The organism is Devosia sp. Z6_126 (assembly GCF_058133495.1).
Genome location: NZ_JBYUNO010000001.1, coordinates 460,488 through 478,222, shown reverse-complemented (window position 1 = coordinate 478,222; position 17,735 = coordinate 460,488). Strand labels below are relative to the sequence as shown.

Genomic DNA, 17,735 nt, shown 5'->3' with positions numbered 1-17,735 from the left:
ACGTTCATGCACTATGAGCGACAAAAAAGCCCGGACTTCCGGGATTCTCGACCAAGTTCACTGTTCTCCGAAGGCAGAGGCCACACGTTCGAATCGTGTCGGGTGCGCCACAAATTCAAGGGGTTACGGCGGCGGCCCTCCCCAGTTGTACAGATACCGTACAGAAACCTCATTTTAGACCTCGGCGGCTTTGCGTTGAAAATCGGGGTGATGGTGCCCGTACACCTTCTGCAGCGTCTCGGCAGACATGCCGATGGAGCCCGAAGCCTCCCACACGTCGATGCCCGCCTGCATGAGCCAGGTGGCGCGCGTGTGCCGCAGAATGTGAGGGGTGTAAGACGAGGGAAGGCCGGCGAACGACAAGGCGCGGCTGAACGAACGGCCCACGTCCGAGATCTTGCCGCCGCCCCAGTTGACCACATGAAGGTGCGTAACCGTGCCCGGGCCCTCGGCCGCTTCCACGATCCGGCGAGCCTCTTGGTCCAGCCGGTGCCACCGGCGCAGATGCGTCAGGAGGCGCTGGCCCAGCCGCGTTGGTGGCTTGCGCTTGTTGGAGACGGTTTCGCCGGCGCCCATGCGGTGCATGACGCCCCGTTCAAGGTCAAACCAGCCACCCTGCAGGTTGGGCACCCATTGCGCCGACATGATCGCGCCCGGCCGAGTGCCGGTGTAAATCCCAATGAGAAGGAAGCGGGCGGTGTGCCGGTTGGTCGCCTCCCGGTCCCGGCGCCATGCGGTGGTTTGCTTGCGGGTGTGAATGTCCGAATAGGACACGCGATACCAGCCCAGTGCCCCAGCAATGAGCAGTGCGGCATCACGGCGCGTGAGCCAGTCAGGCTTCGGCTCGGGCATTTTGGGCCGCGAAACCACCGGCACCGAGTCGAGCGGACCATGCTCGGAATGCCAGTGCCCGATAGCGGCCGACAACACGCCGAGCTCGCGTCGGATGGCGCCATCCTTGACCGTCTTGCGGCGGTGGTCAGCATAGGCCCGGCAAGTGGATCCACGAACGTCCATCAGCGTGCGCCCTCCCCACCACTCATTGAGAGCGTCGATGGCATAGGCAATGCGCGCTGGATCCTTGACGTGGGGAGCGTGTTCGCGGCCATAGGCGGTCAGGATCTCCGCAACTGTGAGCCGAGCTGGTGAATGCTCGCGGACGGTTGGGGCGAACTTCCTGCCGAGGTATGCCGCGAGAGCCTTTTCAGCTCCTGCGCGGTCGCCTTCGCTGCAGCCTGTGCGCTCAGTGTGCGAACCGTCTCTGATGAGCCAGATGCGCTCTTTGGGGTTGAGGTAGAGCCGGGGAGGTTTTGAGGGGCGCGGCATTTGTTCATCATCTCCCGAAGCGCGGCTGGGGTGACGAAATAGGTCCGGCCGATTTCCATGATGCTCAAATTGCCACGACCCCGCTCAGACAATAAAGTCTTTACTGTTCTCATCTGACCACTACTTGCGCGCCCTTTACAGGTCATTCGGGAAGCGGTCGTAGGGAATGCAGCAGCCAGCGAAGCACGTCTTGCTCAACTCCGTCACCCAAGATGTAGGGGGTCGGTGTCTCAAAACGAGACTCGGAAGCCGTGTCTCAAAAAGGCAGAAAGCCGTGTCTCACAGCTTTGAGACACTAACCAGTAAGAGAACCAGTAAAACACCCCTTACCGTCCGTGTTGCGCTGCTTGGGCGCCGGTACCAGCGAGGCATCCACGATCTGCCCTGACATGGGGATGTAGCCCTTCTTGTGCAGTTGCCAGTCGAAGGCTTTCATCGCCCGCTTGAGCGTGCCGGTCTCGGTCATCCGGTTGCGGAAATGGCGGATGGTGTTCTCATCGGGCGTGCAATCGCCAAGCGAGAACCCCAGGAACCGCATCCAACCGAGCCGATCGTGGATCATGAACTCCGTGCGGGCGTCGGACAAATTGTGCTGGGCTTGCAGGATCAGGATTTTGAACATGGCCACCGGATCAAACGGCGGCCGCCCACCCTTGCTGCCCTTGCTGCCATCGCTGTATCCTAACCCCTCAACTAGCCAGGACCGGAAATACTCGAAATCCACCGACCGTTCCAAAACCTCGAGCGGATCACCGTGCTGGCTTAAAACTTCGAGGTGGTCGTTCAGGCTGAAAAGGGAATGCGGGTCCAAGATGACGCTCCATGATCGGGCGACATCAGTGAATCATGACACCAGCAAAGGCGCGAGGGTTTTTGCGGGTCTCCAGCTGCTGCTGCATCCCGGCAGGGCAATGGAGGATATTGTAGCCCTCGCTGACCTGATAACACTCGGTGTGCGCTGCGGCTTCTCCAACTTGGCGAGAGCCCGCAAACTTGTCCGACCAGCGTGGCAGCCGTTAGGTTTGGTCCACGGCAGCGGGTTGCAGCGGCTCATGCGGGTCCGGCCAGGCACCTGGAACCTCGCTATGCTTCTGCTTAAGTGCATTCTAGGACGGTGTGCAGACTTAGTAAGGCCGGCCCTGTCCCGTGGCAACGAGGCTGTCACCGCACCTGCGCTTCGGTGAAATAACGCCGTGGCCCACACGCTGCTTCCCTTAGTCTGGTTCTTCCGTATGCTCAAAATTCCCATCATCCCATTTATCGGTGAGGACCTCCCACGGATAAAGCTTCAGGTGAGTTTCCCCAGGCAGACACAAGAAATAGATCTGGCAAAGGACGGCCAGTGCGTCTTCTAAGAACCGCGTAAAATTCACCATCGTATCGCCTCGATGGGCGAACTCATTGCGGGCGGCCTTGATTCTCGCCAATCGAACAACCGACTTTGCAGTCACCAGATTGACATCACCATCAAAAGGCTGGGCGAACTTTGCCCTCTGGCTTAGTGCCTCGCTGATCGAGAGTTCATCGTTCTGCTTAATCTCAGTATGCCACGCCCGCTGTTTCGTAGGCGCCTGCTTCACGAGATTTGCAACCTCGTCGCCGCACATCTCGACGATCGTAAAAGCATAGGCAGCCATTGCGGCGTCGTAGACCTGGTCGCCTACCATATGAACGATGTCCTCCGGCGCAACCAACTCCTCATCATGCAGAAAATGGTATTTTTCTATGTTCGTAGGCGTTGCGATGATGCCTAGGGACCTAATTGGGTAATCTTCGTGGAGTTCTGCTGAGAGGTCGCGCCAGTCTGCCGCATGCTTATCAATTAAATATCGGTGCAGTCGGAAATTTACGCCAAGTTCGAGAAGACGCTCGATGGATGGCTGGATTATCTCACGCACGTCCGTCATCTTCAGCACCGCTACTAGAGGTGGCTCGGTTTGTCTGGACAGGCAGCTGGTGTTCGCTAAGTGGATTTCTGCCTTGTTTATGCCGCTGCCGGGATTGGCATCAGCGCATTGAAGTAGGCCTCGTCCGGTGTCATGCGGTCAAGGCTCGAGTGCGGGCGCCGGCCGTTGTAGAAGGCCAGATATTTGCCAATCGAGGATCGTGCGTCCGAGACGGTGTCATAGGCACGCAGATAAACCTCCTCGTATTTGATGGACCGCCAGAGCCGCTCGACGAAGACATTGTCCCGCCATGCCCCTCTGCCGTCCATACTGATGGCGATGCCGTTGTCGCGTAGCAGGCTAGTGAAGGCCATGCTGGTAAATTGTGAGCCCTGGTCGCTGTTGAAGATTTCGGGGCGCCGTATTTGCCCAGAGCCTCTTCAACTGCCTCGATGCAGAAGCTCACGTCCATGCTGATCGAGAGCCGCCAGGCCAATACCCGCCGGCTGAACCAGTCCACGACGGCCGCCAGGTAGACGAAGCCGCGTGCCATGGGAATGTAGGTAATGTCGATTGCCCAGACCTGATTTGGCCGGGTCACCGCCAGCCTGCGCAGCAGGTAGGGATAGACCTTGTGGCCCGGCGCAGGCTTGCTGGTATTGGGTCGGCGATGAATCGCCTCGATGCCCATCCGTTTCATCAGCGTGGTCACATGCAGCCGACCAACAGCAAACCCTTCTCGACTCAGCAGATCGCGCAGCATACGCGCGCCGGCGAATGGGTAATCCAGATGCAGTTCATCGATCCGGCGCATCAGGGCCAGATCGCCGGGCGATGCCGGACGTGGCAGATAATAGACGCTGCTCCGGCTGATATCGAGCATCTGAGCTTGCCGGGTCATCGATAGTTCATGGTCCCGATCAATCATCGCTTTGCGCTCAGCAGGCCGGCTTTGCTGAGCGCTCCTTCCAAAAAATCGTTCTCCAGCGTCAACTGACCGATCTTGGCGTGCAGCGTCTTGATGTCCACCGTTGGCGTGGTCGGCTCTGGGCGGGCCTCGCCACCAAATACATCGGCAGCGCCTTCCAGAAGCTGGCTGCGCCACTGCGTGATCTGATTGGCATGTACGTCAAACTGCTGGGCAAGTTCCGCCAGGGTCTTTTCACCCTTGATGGCGGCAAGCGCCACCTTCGCCTTGAATGCCGGCGTGTGATTGCGGCGGGGTCGTCTCGTCATGCTCGCTCCTGTTCGCGGCCATACTGGCCGCCATCAGGCACAAAATCCACTTATCCCACTGTCCAGTTTTCCCGAGCCACCTCTACTGCTGTTCCGCGCTAATCGGTAATCCAATAGTTGGGAGGCGGCAAGTCGTGCTCAGAACCAGCAGGGTGCGGTTGAGTGCTCCCACAACCGGACTTTCCACAAACGCTTCCTGACCAGCCGAAAGTTAGGCTTGCCACTAACGGCGGTTGTCGGGACATCGGCAGTGATCTCCAAACGACTGAGAAGGGTTGATTGCGCGACCCAAGCAGCCCATTCGGCTCGGTAGCTAATTCATTGAAATCGTTGTGCCCGGTATGGGTCACAACATTTGCAGAGGGTCGGCCACGGCCTGAGCCGTGCATGTAACATAACTGTCTCAGGCAATTACGGGTTTGCCGCACGCCAGTGCTACAATCAAAGCCACGCCGAATTCGGATGAAGATCTGCCGTTCAGATACTGAGCTGCTCATGGCACCCTAAAGCCAATATGTATCCAGACATATCGCGGTATTGAAGACCAACTGGAAATCGATAGCTAAATCTAGCCCATATGCACTAGTTGCGTCTGAAACTTGCATGGATATTCTGAGACAGTTTTGCTGCTGAAGGTAAAATAGGCCATGATCCCAATTGTGCGTTCTATGATTATTGCTTCTGCCATATCGTTTTGTGCGCCAATATTCGTAGTAGGGGCTATCGCACTTCCTGAGCTTGATGTGGTTAAGTCGGTATCGGTAGACGGAAAATTGCTTCAGTACATGCCAGACAGTGAAGATCCTAATGCCTTCTATTTCCTGCCCGATGATCTAGAACTGTCGACGGATGACAGGGGAAATCCGCGGATCGGATTTCAGCATTGGGGCATCACGCAGAAAGATCCTGCAGGTGTGGGCGGCAACTTCACGATTATGGTGCGCCCAGCTTGGGATGAGGATCTCGTCGCTAAGGCGACAGAGGCAATAAAGGCGCAGAATCCGCAAGCGTCACTGGCGGTGGTGCCAATTGAGAAGAGTTACTTCGATGTAGTAATGTCGAATAACTTTGTGACCGACCCCACATACATCATGCCATCGAGCATACTTGATGACTATACAATCAAGTACTCACAAGCACTGCGGGATCTTTGATGACTATACAATCAAGTACTCACAAGCACTGCGGGATCTTGGAATCGACGTCACCGCCGACGTCGGGCAAGACCAGGCTAAGTACGTGCTTGAATCTGTCTCTGGGTCAGGTGGAACTTCACCTCAGGCATTTACCATTCCACTTAATGCACTAGGCGGCCGTCCATCTGTTGAGACACCTAACAGGCTTGGCGGTGATGCCGCCAACATGGTCGTCCGTTATAGATTTTTGGTGAAAGGCGTCACACCAAAGTTCCGCGCCGCACTGCGGGTTCACTGGAAAAAGACGTTCGAGCACTTCCATGCCCGTGTAGGTGGTGGGGGTTGGTTCTGGCGCTCAAGCCACGTCGTCGACGTTCAATCGATGAAACAGGATGGCTCAATAGAGCTGCAGGTTACCTCAGGTGCAGTCGACGACAACAACGAGACGCTCATCAATACTATATTTGAAACGCTTGTTAACGCGAGAATAAACGGCACCGGGATGTTCGCTCCGCAACTTCGCCCTGCCGCTGTAGGTGACGGTGAGGCTGGGGGCTCCATGTTTGGATGGAGCTTTAACTCGAACTCGTTCTTTCAGAGTTTATCTGAGGAGGTCAATCAGGATTTTATCATTGATAAGCAAAACGTCCAGCATCGGTCATTTGCCATTGGCGCAGACTTTGGTCCTTTGTGCTCGGTTTATCCGGATCAGTTCGTCAATTTATCGGAACCGAACAAGCCATGTCCAGGTGCTGCAGACATTGCAGCCGTTATTACGCGCGTGGACACATGCGTAGAAGACTACGGCCCTAAGCTTCGAACGGCGAGGGAGATCGGCGAGGACTACTATCAGGAGCTGTTGAAAAAGATGCGCACGGAGTGCGGGTCATGAGGTCCTTACTCACTTTCACTCTCTTAGTTTCCCTCACATGGTTTAGTTGCGGAATGGTCTGCTCTGCTCAACATGCGTCCTTTCGGCTTCTCGGTGGAGTTGACAGCCAATTCGTAGCACTCTCTGCGGGCGACGCATTGACGTTGATACCAAAGTCGCTGCGAATACACAGCGACGGGCAGCCTGGTGTGTCGATGATCGTTCAGGAGGGGATGGGCGTCGGGGCGGCTAACCCTTTCTTTGTAAACGTGACAATCAACTACGGCTTCGTAACGGATCCTGACAGCGTTGCCGCAGCGTTGAAAGGTGGATCAAACTCGAAGAACTACACCGTCTTACAATCGATGGCCTACGGAAGCTCCGTCGGAATATGGGACGTAGAGGAAGAAAAGTACGCGCTTAGGCCCCTTGACGGAGGTACAACAACTTATGCGAGCTCATTGGTCGTCACATTTGAAATTGAGTTTCGGAGCGCCATCGAACTAGGCGAGTTCTTCGAGCACCCACGTCCGCTGGTTCTGCTGACTGAGACACAACCACAATTCGAACTGGCAACCGTAAGAAGGGTCGATGAATTGCGTCGCGCCGTTCGGGCGGTCGTGCAGTCTAGGCCGCTAGTAACTACGATGCCCGTCATGAGTGTCTATATGGATTTCTTAAAGCGTTATGGAAACCAGCTCCACTTTGAAATCAATGATCTCGTTTCAGAGATCAATCGGGAGATTGCGGCCGCCACTAATTCTAGGCTTCGCACTAGGGTTTGGATTCATCAAATACATCCGAGTCGAAGTAGGGAGAAAACCTGGTCAGATAGTCGATCTCTCGGTTCCGCTCGCCGATGATCTTTGCAGGTACCCCGCCGACCACCGAAAATTCAGCAACTGATTTGGTCACCACTGCCCCCGCAGCCACAACAGCGCCTCGACCCACCTTGACTCCTGGGAGGATCGTCGCGTTGGCACCGATCCACGCATCGTCGCCGATCGTCACAGGGGCACCTACCGCAACGAACTTGGGGTGCTGGTGATCATGCTGAAGCGTGAGGATAGTAACACCAAAAGAGATGTTCACATTCCGCCCGACCGTGAGGCCCGTCCGACCGTCAAGATAAATGTCCCGATTCAGGACGCAGTTGTCGCCGATGATGATCCCACAATAGTTGTGGAATCCTGAGACAAAGACCCTCATTCCAAGATGAGTATCACGACCGATCACCATTCCTGGAAGCAGGCCGAACATAAATTTGCGTACAAACCAAAACGGCACGGATCGAGAGACTTTATTCACCGCGTAGTAACGAAGGGCGGCAAGAAAATAGTAAACCCTCTGCCGCTTCAGATAACTCCTAAGCCGGCTCATCTATTCCCCTGCTCAGGTCGGCTGTAAGACCCATGTGAAACTCTGCTGTGGCTTCCGGAGCGGTAGCATATAGAGGAAGGGGTTGCCAACCGAGAAGGCGAGGAGCTCCTTCATCCAAAATGGGAAGACGGGGCACTGTTGTATGGCATGGTCTTGGAGCTGTGTGTTTCAAAGGTAGTGTCGGCGGTCGAATTCATCCTTACAGCACCGCAGACACTGAAGAATTGTCGAGAGGCTGGACTTTTGAAGATAGTGGAAGGCATGGCGCCCGGTACAATTAGCCGCTGTCTCCAAGGATGAAGGCTGAAACCTGCCCTTTCGAGGCAGCGGCATACAAAACAAAAGCAGTTCTGGCGCGCCACATAGGAAACGCTCACGCAAGGCTGCATGGCTTCCTCCAGCAGCCTAACCTTCTCTGCTACGGACCAGCGCCGCCGGCGCTGCCCGGAGGTGATAACTTCGACCTTTCGAAACGGCTCGTGGGAACTCTTGGACATAGTCGTACTCATAGGCGCATGCCTGTGCCTTATCGGCTATGCCGCGTGTCCGGTTAAAATGGGTGCGCTCCAGGTATCTAACGTGAGGGCACGAGCCTTTGATTGTAGGCATAAGATACACCGGAGCTCTACAACGACATCGCCGGCGGAGCGCAAGGCCGCTCTGGCGAAGCGAGCCAGCGGCTGCTTGCTTGAACTGCTGAATCTCAACAGCTTCACATTAGAAATTTTCAGCTCCGGTCGGTATAGCTTCCTCCTCGCCACCATTCGGAACGGCGGACCGATATCAGTGATGTCCTATCTCCGAGTGGCTCGCCCGCCGATGGCCCGATCGCCATGAGTTCTAGTGCTGATGCGGGCCCGTCGTTCACTCCAAGTGAGACAAGCTCATCAAGCACTTAGAAAAACTCACAGAGTTCCGGGCAATACGCCATATAGTGAGAGGAAGAGGCGAAGATGAAGGCGAACCAACTTGCCAGGCGATGCTTTCTGAGCTTCGGACCCGTGGTCGAGTAGGCAATGCGCGTGACTGTCACATCAGTTATTTGTCTCTACTTTATAGTGGATCCATAGACACCTCGAAACACGGGACCGGTCTTGATCTCCGCTACATCTAGCGATCGTTGTAGTGCCACAACGGGTTTCAAGATCGAACCATGCGGTATAGCTACAGTTGTTCCTCGGTTGAAAGCGTCTGCCTTGGAGTGCGGAAGAAATAGCTCGGCACCGAGAGGCACAAAGCGGATGTGTTCAACCTACAATCCAACAAGTTCACTTCGGCGCAAGGCTCCAGCAAATCCAGTGAGTATGAGTGCACTGGTTCTAACCCCGCTTACTCCCCCCGGCACATGCGAGAGCATCGCAACGATTCTCTCAACCGTTGCTGCGTTCTTCCGGTCAGTTCGTCTGGTATCCTTGCGCATGATTCCGCGCAGCACCGAGCGCACCAAGAATGTGTCAGTTGGACTTACGAATCCACCGGCATGATGCGCGTACTGAATGCCATACATAGCGTTCTTAATCGTACTCGCCTTTAGCCCGCCCTTATGCAAACTCACCAAATATGAAGCTACAGCTTCTGGAAGGGCCGGTATAGCGGATGTGTGGTTGGCATCACACCACAAGCTAAAATGGGTCAGAACAGTACTATACCGCCGTTGGCTGTTTGGCGAGAGTGCTGCATCAAATGCAGAGAGCACTTCCTCTGAGAGAAAACGAGAAACCATTTGCTCTGATGTTTCTTCATCAGGTTCGTAATGAGCGATGCTTTGATTCCCTGTGGCGAGATCCATCACCTCAGCTGGTGAGGCTGGCTCAGGGTCCACAACGCTCTGGGTGATGCAATGACTCATTGAGTAACCTTTCGTCCGAAAGGGCGATACCAGCGTAATGCCACTGCCCATGTGAGACTGCATTGTCCGAAGAAACGGTGCGCTATGTAGAGTACTTCTGGGTCAGCGCTGGAACCCCTCAAGGTTCGCATCAACGTCCGGACGTAACTTCAATTTGGTCGGATAGTACCCCGTCATACACGAAAAATCCCGGTACTTCTTGTCCCTGCTTAAGGGTGAAACCGCCTGTAAATCACCGGTTGCTCCCTGGATCTGTCAAGCTCATATCGAAGGCTGCAAACCGTTCTTCTACTGGTGAGATCTACTTCCCGCATTATCGAATCCAAAGGTCAACTGCGCCAAAGGTCGTCAGCCTCACCCTTCCTCATAATGCTGCTCGATTTGATCTGGTCCGCTAGTGCTGGACCAGAAGGGTGATGTGGCATTCGCTTGCGCTGGCGCGCACATTTTGAGGATGGGGCCCGGAGGCCGACTTGACCCCGGATTTGTCCGCTGGCCTGCGGCGCTTACCCCAGCTTCGATGAAGCTGGGGTGGGAAAATGTGGGCGGACCTCTCCGGCGTCAACCTCTGGCTCGGTTCTTCTTTCTTTTGGCTTGTGGCTGCCGGAACGGCATCTTGAAGGAATCTCCGATCCCTTCAGTCGTTGGGAAGGCCGGCTTGCCGGCCGCATCGGGGCGGTTACCCCGAGACCCTGGTCGAGCGGAGTAACCGACACGATCTGCTTCTGGCTCTCGGATGAGCCAGAAGCAGAACACTTGCTGTGTGAGGATAAGGCCAGGAAGCTTAGGGCAGGCGCTGGTGCGGCGCGGTACCTGCTGGTGCCCTGGCCAGGAGCCAATAGGCGAGCCAAGGATGCAGGGCTGCGATCATCTGCCGGTGATAAGCATGGAACGGGTGGAGCATTTCGGGCGAGGCCTTGATCCTTGTCATCCGGGCACGCAGGTCAGGATTGAGCACTACCCCAACTGCGGGCACGGAATCGGCAACATGCTCGATCAGCGGAATCCAGTGCTTGCCGGTCCGGTGCCCAGCAATGATCTGGGCCGCACAGGCAGCGACAGTTTTGGCGGCAGGGTCTTTTTCCCGCCCCTCGGCATTGTTGAGCCGCTCAACCGCCTCTCTATGCAGAGGTAGCGCTACTGCATTGGCTGCATGGCGGGCAAGCGGATCACACGGGTTTACTAGCGTTCGATTTAGGTTTCCGTTGTAGTTCAATGCAATAGGTGTTCGCAGTTTCGATCTGGCCGGCGCGCCAACCTTTCCCTTGGCATTTCAACGCCTCTGAGCGAGGCGAGCCAACAAATGCATCCTGGTTTGCAGCCGGTCACTAACTGGTCACACTAACAGGAGCACGCACCTCTGAAGCCCACTGGCAACTGCAGCTATGTCTTGCTGGCGGCCTGCGGAGCGGCGTCGCCACAATCCCTGAACCCAGTTTCACCCCGGACGCAGCGATCCTGCCTTTAGGCGCTCCGCTAAACTAGTGGCTGGCCGTGTCGGCTGATTCTGGTCAACAGGCGATAGAGCGGCACCGTTACCAACAAGATGAACACTATGCGGACCAAGTGGAAGCACGTCACCGTAACGACGCCCAGCCCCAGCGACTTGGCCGTGATGCTCATTTCGGCAATGCCACCGGGCGCCAGTGACAGGACGAGCGTGGGAAGATCCGTCCAGGTCCAACTGCTGAGCAGTGAGGCGAACAGGCTCATGACGACAATAACGGCCAGTGTGCCGGCGATCGTTGCCGGCAAGAACCGACGGGCCGCCAGCAATTTGTCACGTTGGAACCGAGCCCCGAGGCTGCCCCCGATAAGAAGCTGGCTGAGGGTGAATGCCCAACCGGGAACCGCAACTTCGGCGATGCCCGAATAAGCCACGAAGATGCCGGCAACCAAGCCACCCAGCAGCCAGGCATTGGGGATATGGAGCCGCCCCAAGAGCAGCGATGCCAGCATGGCCGCGACCGTCACCGCCGCTAAGGCATGAGGTGCGAAGGGAACAGGTGCTGCGGCCACCGGCACGGTGCCATGCCAGCCCATCAGGCCAAGCCCTGCGGGGACCAGGAAAACAACCAGCAGAACCCGCAAGGTTTGGGCGAGACCGACCAGGGCACTGTCCCCTCCATACCGTTCAGCGAGCACCGACATTTCGGCGACGCCCCCGGGCGTGGTGGAAAAGAACGCCGTGGTTCGGTCCACTTTGCCAAGCCGGGTAACCAAGGCCATCATGGCCAAGCCACTGGCCACCGACATCACCGCCGCGGCCAGGATCAGGGCGGAGTAGGCCACCATCTGGTCGACTGCCGCCGGAACAAAATTGAGGCCGATGGCAATGCCGGCAATGACCTGGCCAGTGCATCTGAGTGCGAGATGAAGGCCGCCGCCGCCCTGGATCAGCGTGGCGATAGCCGCGCCGAAAATGGCCCCAATAAGGGCACCGAGCGGAACTTCGAGATATTGCAGGAGCAATCCGCAACATGCGGCGGTCAGCAGTATCACCAGGCTGGGAAACCGTACCAGTTCATGCTCCTGCGAAGTTATCGAGGCCTGTGGGCCACACAGGCTCCCGCGGGCAACACCTGCGCCTGCTAGGCGGCGCGGCCGTTGCGCAGAATGGCGTCAACAATGGCTTGCGAGGCTCGGCTCCCGGAAGCCGTACCGCCAACGTCGCTGGTTCGGGTGTCGGCGCTGGAGAGCACTTCGTTGACCGCGGCTTCCATGGCAGCTTCCGCCTGCAGGAGATCGGAACGGCCGTGTTTGGCGCCAAGCCAGCCGACCAGCATCGCGCCGGAGCGGACCATGGAAATGGGATTGGCCTTGTCCTGCCCCACAATGTCAGGCGCCGAGCCATGCGAGGCATTGGCCATGGCGTGGTTCTCGCCGGCATTAACACCACCGCCCAGACCTAAACCACCGGCCAAAGCGGAGCAGAGGTTGGAGATGACGTCGCCAAACAGGTTGGTCATCACCAGAACGTCGTAGCGCTCGGGGCGCTGGTAGACGTCAGCATTGAGGGCGTCCACGATCATCGAGTTGCAGGTCACGTCGGGATACTCAGCGGCGACCTTCATACACTCGTCGTAGAACAGCCCGTCGGTCATCTTGAAGATGTGCTTCTTGCTAACGATGGTAACGAGGTTACGGCGGCGGCGGGCCCACTGGAACGCTGAATGGGCGATGCGGTTCGAGGCATGCGCGGTGATTTTCCGCACCGAAAGGGCCACGCCTTCGACGGGCATCATCTCGCCATAGCCCTGGAACATGTTGCGATCCGGATAGAAGCCTTCCGAGTTTTCCCGAACCACAAGGACATCCAGACCGGCGCGCGAATTGGGCACGCTGTCGTGGGATTTGGAGGGGCGCAGATTGGCGTAGAGGTCGAGCTCGTGGCGGAACTTGCCCGGCACATTGATGCCGCCTTCGGCCAGCGGAGGATAGCCGCCATTGTCGCACGGCCCCAGCAGAATGCCATCGGCAGCAATGGCCGCCTGAAAAACCTCGTCGCGCAGCGTGGTGCCGTGCAGACGCAGGCTCTCGTGGCCAACCTCATAGGTTTTGAAGTCAAGCCCAAGCTGAAAGACATCGCTGGCGGCTGTCAAAGCCTGCACGGCAGCCTGGCTGATTTCGGGACCGATATGGTCGCCAGGGAGCACCGCAATGGTGAGTTTGGACGTCATGGAAGACCTCTGTCGTAAAGGATTGGGGGCAATGGCTGCCTGTCCAGGCTAGGCTTGTCGGGCGCTGCGGAAGCGCAGGGCCATCGGCACGAGCACGGCGCCCAGAGCGATGATCATGAGCGTGACGGCAATGGGATGGGTCGTGGGGTTGTAGAAGACGGACAGATCACCCTGGCTGATCGCCAGGGCCCGGCGCAGGTGCTGCTCGGCCATAGGCCCGAGGATAAGCCCGACAATGCAGGGGGCGACCGGTATATTCAGAATCCGCATGCCAAAGCCTGCGAGGCCGATGAGCCAGAGCAAGGCGAGGTCGAACACGCTGTTGTTGACGCTATAAACGCCCAGCGTCGCGAAGATTAGGATGCCCGCATAAAGCCAGGGCCGCGGAATAAGCAGCAGTTTCACCCAGAGGCCCGCCAGCGGCAGGTTGATCAGCAGCAAAAACAAGTTGCCGATATAGAGGCTGGCGATCAGTCCCCACACCAATTGGGGATTGGACGCGAACAGGAGTGGTCCTGGCTGGAGGCCGTATTGCTGGAACGCGGCCAGCATGATGGCGGCAGTGGCCGAGGTGGGTAGCCCCAATGCCAGCAATGGTGCCAATACGCCTGCTGCAGAGGCATTGTTGGCAGCTTCCGGACCGGCAACGGCTTCAATAGCTCCGTGGCCAAACTGCTCTGGATTTTTGGACAGCCGCTTTTCAACGGCATAGGACAGGAAGGTTGGGATTTCGCTGCCACCGGCGGGCAGTGCGCCGATCGGGAAGCCGATGAAAGTTCCACGCAGCCAGGGCCGCCAGGAGCGCTTCCAATCTTCCCGCGACATCCAGACCGATCCGTGAATCTTGTAGATCTCTTCCTTTTGGAAGCGGTGACGCGACGCCTGGAACAGGGTTTCGCCGACGGCAAAAAGGCCCACCGCGACTATTACCACCCCCACACCATCGAGCAGTTCGGGGAAATTCATCGTCAGCCGGGCGACACCGGTCTGGCGGTCCGTTCCAATCAGGCCGAGCGCCAACCCAGCCAGAAGGCTGGCAAAGCCCAGCACGGCTGACTGGCCCAGCACGGCCGTCACCGTGATGAAGGCTACGACCATCAATGCAAAATACTCGGCAGGTCCGAACATCAGCGAGAAACGAACCATGAGTGGCGCCACAAAGGTAAGCAGCAGGGTCGCGATGGTGCCAGCGATAAACGAGCCAATCGCCGCAGTGGCGAGAGCCTGTGCGCCACGGCCCTGGCGAGCCATGGCATGGCCGTCGATTGCGGTGACGATGGAGCCCGACTCGCCGGGAGTGTTGAGCAGGATTGAAGTGGTGGAGCCGCCATACATGGCGCCGTAGTAAATGCCCCCGAACATGATGAATGCCGCGGTCGGCTCGAGGCCGGCCGTAACCGGCAGGAGCAGAGCAACCGTTAAGGCCGGGCCAATACCGGGCAGCACCCCAATAGCGGTGCCGACGAGCACGCCGATGGCGGCCCAGATCAGGTTGCCGGGAGCCAGCGCCACCAGAAAGCCATCCAGCAGGAATTGAAGGGTATCCATCGGTCAAGCTTCTTGATTGTGCTGGCTGGCGATGGCGGCGAACTCAGTAGCTGAAATAGTTGTCAATGATCCACCCTCCTGGAAGCGAGAGACCGAGCAGGTTGTTGAAGATGAAAAACGAGAGCACGCCGATGATCAGCCCTACGGGAACGTTGATCCACTGACGCCGCTCGCCAAAGGCTGCGGCGGCCGCCGTGAAGGTGATGGCGCTGCAGATGACCCAGCCCGCCGTTTCGAGCAGGAAGAAACTGACCATGAGGCCACCAAGAACGATCAATACCGGCAAGAATTGCAGCTCGAGCCATCCACTCTCATCGATCGCGCCGCGAAATGCCTTGAAGACAAGGGCAATGCCATTGAGTGCCAAGGCAGCGGAGATCAGGAGGGGAAAGAAAGTCGGCCCCAGAACGGCTTGCTGCTGGATCGGCTCGTGCTGCAGCGTCTCGATGCAAATGGCCAAAGCCAGCAGCATCAGGAACGCCCCCAACAACGCGTGACCCATGCGCAGCTTGCTGATAGCTTGCATCGCGTGAAATCCCCATTGGTATCATTCAGGTGCCGTTAGCGCGCCCCGTATAACGGGGGCACGGCAGTCATCCGGCCGATGGTGCGGGAGAATGGACCGCAGCACTTGCGCCTGCGGTCCATTGGGTCAGAGCAGACCGAGTTCCTTGAACAGCAGTTCCACACGGGCCTCTTCGGTCTTGAGGAATTCTGCGAACTCTTCGGGCGGCATGTAGATATCCTGCCAGCCACGCTGATCGAGGGCCGCTTGCCATTCAGGAGTTGTCACCATCTTGGCGACTGCAGCCTCAAGGGCAGCGCGTTCTTCGCCCCTGGGATCCTTGTTGGACACGACCGCGCGCCAGTTGACCAACTGCACGTCATATCCCTGCTCAACAAAAGTCGGGATATCGATGCCTTCGATCGGCTCGGGTGCACCGATGGCAAGCGCACGCAACTCGCCGCTCTCGATTTGGGATGCCAGTTCGCTGTAGCCGCCGGTGCCGACTGTCACGTGGCCGCCCATCACTCCTGAGAGCATTTCGCCGCCTGAGGTTAGCACGATATAGTTGATCTGCTTGGGATCCATGCCGGCCGCCTTGGCCAGCAGGCCATACATCAAGTGATCCGAGCCTCCGGGGCCCGAGCCACCCCAGGAGATCGAACCCGGATCGGCCTTGAACTGGGCAATTAGGTCATCCAGCGTCTTGAAGGGGGAGTCCGCCTTGACCACGATAGGCTGATATTCGCCGCTCAGCATTGCTAGCGGATAGGTGTCATCCAGGGTGACCTGAGACTTGTTGGTCAGTACGGCACCGACAAGCGAGAGGCCGATCATCAGAATGCTTGGATTGCGCTTGTTGCCGTTGACGTAGTTGGCCAGACCAATCGTGCCGCCCGCGCCGGGCTGGTTTTCGACCTGAATACGGGTGGCAAGCTCGTATTGCTGGAAAATAGACTGGGTGATGCGGGCGTTCTGGTCATAACCGCCGCCAGCGCCGGCCGGGGCGATAATTTCCAACCGTTCGAGCTGGGCAAAAACGGGGCCCGCGGAGAGCGCGAGAGCGCCCGCGGTTAGCATGGCAACGAAAAGTCTCTTCATTATTTTTCCTCCGGTTTAGATAGGCTTCGGACGGCGGCGGTCCTCCCCGCAGCCGTCAGTGGGATCAAGCGAGGGCTGCCATACGGGTCTTTTCCTCGGCCAGCTTTGCAGCCAGCAGGACGGCACTTGCAAGCGCACCCGGCCGGGCAACGCCTTGTCCGACAATATCGAAGGCAGTGCCGTGCGACGGCGTTGTGAACACCGTCTCCAGCCCTGCCGTCACGGTGACCCCGCGATTAAAGCCTTTCAGCTTCGTCGCGATCTGGCCCTGGTCATGATACATCGCCACGACGCTGTCGAATTCGCCAGCGAAGGCGCGCACGTAAACTGTGTCGGCGGGGAATGGCCCCGAGGCGTTGATGCCGCCCGCCTTCACCTTTTCCACGGTAGGGCGGATCAATTCGATCTCGTCGCGCCCGAATAGACCGTTCTCGCCCGCATGTGGGTTCAGTGCAGCTACGGCGATGCGAGGGCTGGCAAAGCCTGCGCGGCGCAGCATGGTGTCGACCAGGGTAATGGCGTCGGTGATGCTCTCTTCATTGATCTGGTCCAGCGCTTCGCGCAGCGAGGAATGACCCGTTACCCGGCTCATCCACTGGTTGTCCAGCACGTTCATCTCGGAAAAATACGTGGTGTGGCCAAGCAGGTGTGCAAACATCTTGTGCTCGTCGGCAAACTTCCAGCCGCCATCGAACATGGCGCGTTTGTTGAGCGGCGCGAAGGTGATGCCATCGACCTTGCCTGCCTTTGCCAACTCGATGGCGGCAGCCAGCGTATCACCAGTCAGCTTGCCGCTGAGCGGGCTCGCAATACCGGGGGGCAGTTGTGCAGGATCGGTATTACCGAGATCGATCAACGGCACTGCAGCCTTTGACCAATCGGCTTCCGCTAAGTCGGCTATCTTGACGAGGGGGAAGCTGACACCAGCTTGCGTCATACCCAACTCGATGACGCGGGCATCGCCGACGAGAACAATGCGAGCAACCTGTTGAATGGCGCCTTCTGCCAGCACTTTGGCTGTGATTTCAGGGCCAATGCCAGTGCAGTCGCCGGCAACCAGAGCAATGATAGGGAGAGTATTTGGCACGTGGTGGTCCTCCAGTACTGGCGCTGCGAAGGTGTCCGCTGCACCTCTGGCGGAGGGTCAAAGCGCGTTCCTTTGCCGTTTTATAGACGGGCGCCTGGAGTCGTGAGACACTGTTCTCCTCATAAGGTGA

The 17,735-nt window shown here is 57.8% G+C and carries 13 protein-coding genes and 3 pseudogenes; 2 read left to right on the top strand and 14 right to left on the bottom strand.

The window, feature by feature from the left end; all coding sequences use genetic code 11:
• Positions 1-174 precede the first annotated feature (174 nt).
• The 4 genes and pseudogenes from AC3YOG_RS02385 to AC3YOG_RS02370 all read right to left on the bottom strand — a co-directional run bounded on the left by AC3YOG_RS02385 (position 175) and on the right by AC3YOG_RS02370 (position 4,448).
• The gene (locus AC3YOG_RS02385) at positions 175-1,326 is read right to left on the bottom strand and encodes a tyrosine-type recombinase/integrase (RefSeq protein WP_489933920.1); all 1,152 of its coding nucleotides are present in this window, start codon (positions 1,324-1,326) and stop codon (positions 175-177) included.
• Between the two features lie 295 nt (positions 1,327-1,621).
• Complete coding sequence (locus AC3YOG_RS02380) at positions 1,622-2,137, bottom strand: transposase (RefSeq protein WP_489933919.1); 516 nt, start codon at positions 2,135-2,137, stop codon at positions 1,622-1,624.
• A gap of 403 nt (positions 2,138-2,540) precedes the next feature.
• Positions 2,541-3,233 carry a hypothetical protein gene (locus AC3YOG_RS02375; protein ID WP_489933918.1) on the bottom strand — a complete coding sequence of 231 codons (693 nt, stop codon included), beginning with the start codon at positions 3,231-3,233 and terminating at the stop codon, positions 2,541-2,543.
• 77 nt (positions 3,234-3,310) lie between these two features.
• A pseudogene (locus AC3YOG_RS02370) lies at positions 3,311-4,448 on the bottom strand (IS3 family transposase).
• A gap of 647 nt (positions 4,449-5,095) precedes the next feature.
• Here AC3YOG_RS02370 and AC3YOG_RS02365 point away from each other — a divergent pair.
• On the top strand, positions 5,096-5,602 hold the full coding sequence (locus AC3YOG_RS02365) for a hypothetical protein (RefSeq protein WP_489933917.1): 507 nt from the start codon (positions 5,096-5,098) through the stop codon (positions 5,600-5,602).
• Entirely contained in the window at positions 5,559-6,476 is a 918-nt protein-coding gene (locus AC3YOG_RS02360) for a hypothetical protein (protein ID WP_489933916.1), read from the top strand. Before AC3YOG_RS02365 ends, AC3YOG_RS02360 begins: the two co-directional genes overlap by 44 nt.
• Positions 6,477-7,304: 828 nt before the next feature.
• Here the strand turns inward: AC3YOG_RS02360 and AC3YOG_RS02355 are convergent.
• The 10 genes and pseudogenes from AC3YOG_RS02355 to AC3YOG_RS02310 all read right to left on the bottom strand — a co-directional run.
• Positions 7,305-7,460: pseudogene (locus AC3YOG_RS02355) on the bottom strand (DapH/DapD/GlmU-related protein); the annotation flags it as partial.
• A gap of 147 nt (positions 7,461-7,607) precedes the next feature.
• Positions 7,608-7,694 (bottom strand): annotated as a pseudogene (locus AC3YOG_RS02350) (hypothetical protein); the annotation flags it as partial.
• A 1,393-nt stretch (positions 7,695-9,087) separates the two neighbouring features.
• Entirely contained in the window at positions 9,088-9,735 is a 648-nt protein-coding gene (locus AC3YOG_RS02345) for a hypothetical protein (protein WP_489933915.1), read from the bottom strand.
• A 733-nt stretch (positions 9,736-10,468) separates the two neighbouring features.
• The gene (locus AC3YOG_RS02340; RefSeq protein WP_489933914.1) at positions 10,469-10,900 is read right to left on the bottom strand and encodes a hypothetical protein; all 432 of its coding nucleotides are present in this window, start codon (positions 10,898-10,900) and stop codon (positions 10,469-10,471) included.
• A 260-nt stretch (positions 10,901-11,160) separates the two neighbouring features.
• Positions 11,161-12,186, bottom strand: coding sequence for an AbrB family transcriptional regulator (locus AC3YOG_RS02335; protein ID WP_489933913.1), 1,026 nt, complete (start codon positions 12,184-12,186; stop codon positions 11,161-11,163).
• A gap of 89 nt (positions 12,187-12,275) precedes the next feature.
• Positions 12,276-13,364 carry an isocitrate/isopropylmalate dehydrogenase family protein gene (locus AC3YOG_RS02330; RefSeq protein WP_489933912.1) on the bottom strand — a complete coding sequence of 363 codons (1,089 nt, stop codon included), beginning with the start codon at positions 13,362-13,364 and terminating at the stop codon, positions 12,276-12,278.
• 48 nt (positions 13,365-13,412) lie between these two features.
• Positions 13,413-14,912, bottom strand: coding sequence for a tripartite tricarboxylate transporter permease (locus tag AC3YOG_RS02325; RefSeq protein WP_489933911.1), 1,500 nt, complete (start codon positions 14,910-14,912; stop codon positions 13,413-13,415).
• Positions 14,913-14,955: 43 nt separating this feature from the next.
• A complete protein-coding gene (locus AC3YOG_RS02320; protein WP_489933910.1) occupies positions 14,956-15,438 on the bottom strand; it encodes a tripartite tricarboxylate transporter TctB family protein in 483 nt (160 codons plus the stop codon).
• A 126-nt stretch (positions 15,439-15,564) separates the two neighbouring features.
• Positions 15,565-16,518, bottom strand: coding sequence for a Bug family tripartite tricarboxylate transporter substrate binding protein (locus AC3YOG_RS02315; RefSeq protein ID WP_489933909.1), 954 nt, complete (start codon positions 16,516-16,518; stop codon positions 15,565-15,567).
• Between the two features lie 64 nt (positions 16,519-16,582).
• On the bottom strand, positions 16,583-17,605 hold the full coding sequence (locus AC3YOG_RS02310; RefSeq protein WP_127751794.1) for a PdxA family dehydrogenase: 1,023 nt from the start codon (positions 17,603-17,605) through the stop codon (positions 16,583-16,585).
• Positions 17,606-17,735: the final 130 nt, after the last annotated feature.

Excerpts from the sequence above, each read along its gene's own strand:
- AC3YOG_RS02385 (WP_489933920.1), bottom strand. The coding sequence starts at position 1,326 with ATGCCGCGCCCCTCAAAACCTCCCCGGCTCTACCTCAACCCCAAAGAG.
- AC3YOG_RS02375 (WP_489933918.1), bottom strand. The coding sequence starts at position 3,233 with ATGACGGACGTGCGTGAGATAATCCAGCCATCCATCGAGCGTCTTCTC.
- AC3YOG_RS02365 (WP_489933917.1), top strand. The coding sequence starts at position 5,096 with ATGATCCCAATTGTGCGTTCTATGATTATTGCTTCTGCCATATCGTTT.
- AC3YOG_RS02360 (WP_489933916.1), top strand. The coding sequence starts at position 5,559 with ATGACTATACAATCAAGTACTCACAAGCACTGCGGGATCTTTGATGAC.
- AC3YOG_RS02345 (WP_489933915.1), bottom strand. The coding sequence starts at position 9,735 with ATGGGCAGTGGCATTACGCTGGTATCGCCCTTTCGGACGAAAGGTTAC.
- AC3YOG_RS02330 (WP_489933912.1), bottom strand. The coding sequence starts at position 13,364 with ATGACGTCCAAACTCACCATTGCGGTGCTCCCTGGCGACCATATCGGT.
- AC3YOG_RS02325 (WP_489933911.1), bottom strand. The coding sequence starts at position 14,912 with ATGGATACCCTTCAATTCCTGCTGGATGGCTTTCTGGTGGCGCTGGCT.
- AC3YOG_RS02320 (WP_489933910.1), bottom strand. The coding sequence starts at position 15,438 with ATGCAAGCTATCAGCAAGCTGCGCATGGGTCACGCGTTGTTGGGGGCG.
- AC3YOG_RS02315 (WP_489933909.1), bottom strand. The coding sequence starts at position 16,518 with ATGAAGAGACTTTTCGTTGCCATGCTAACCGCGGGCGCTCTCGCGCTC.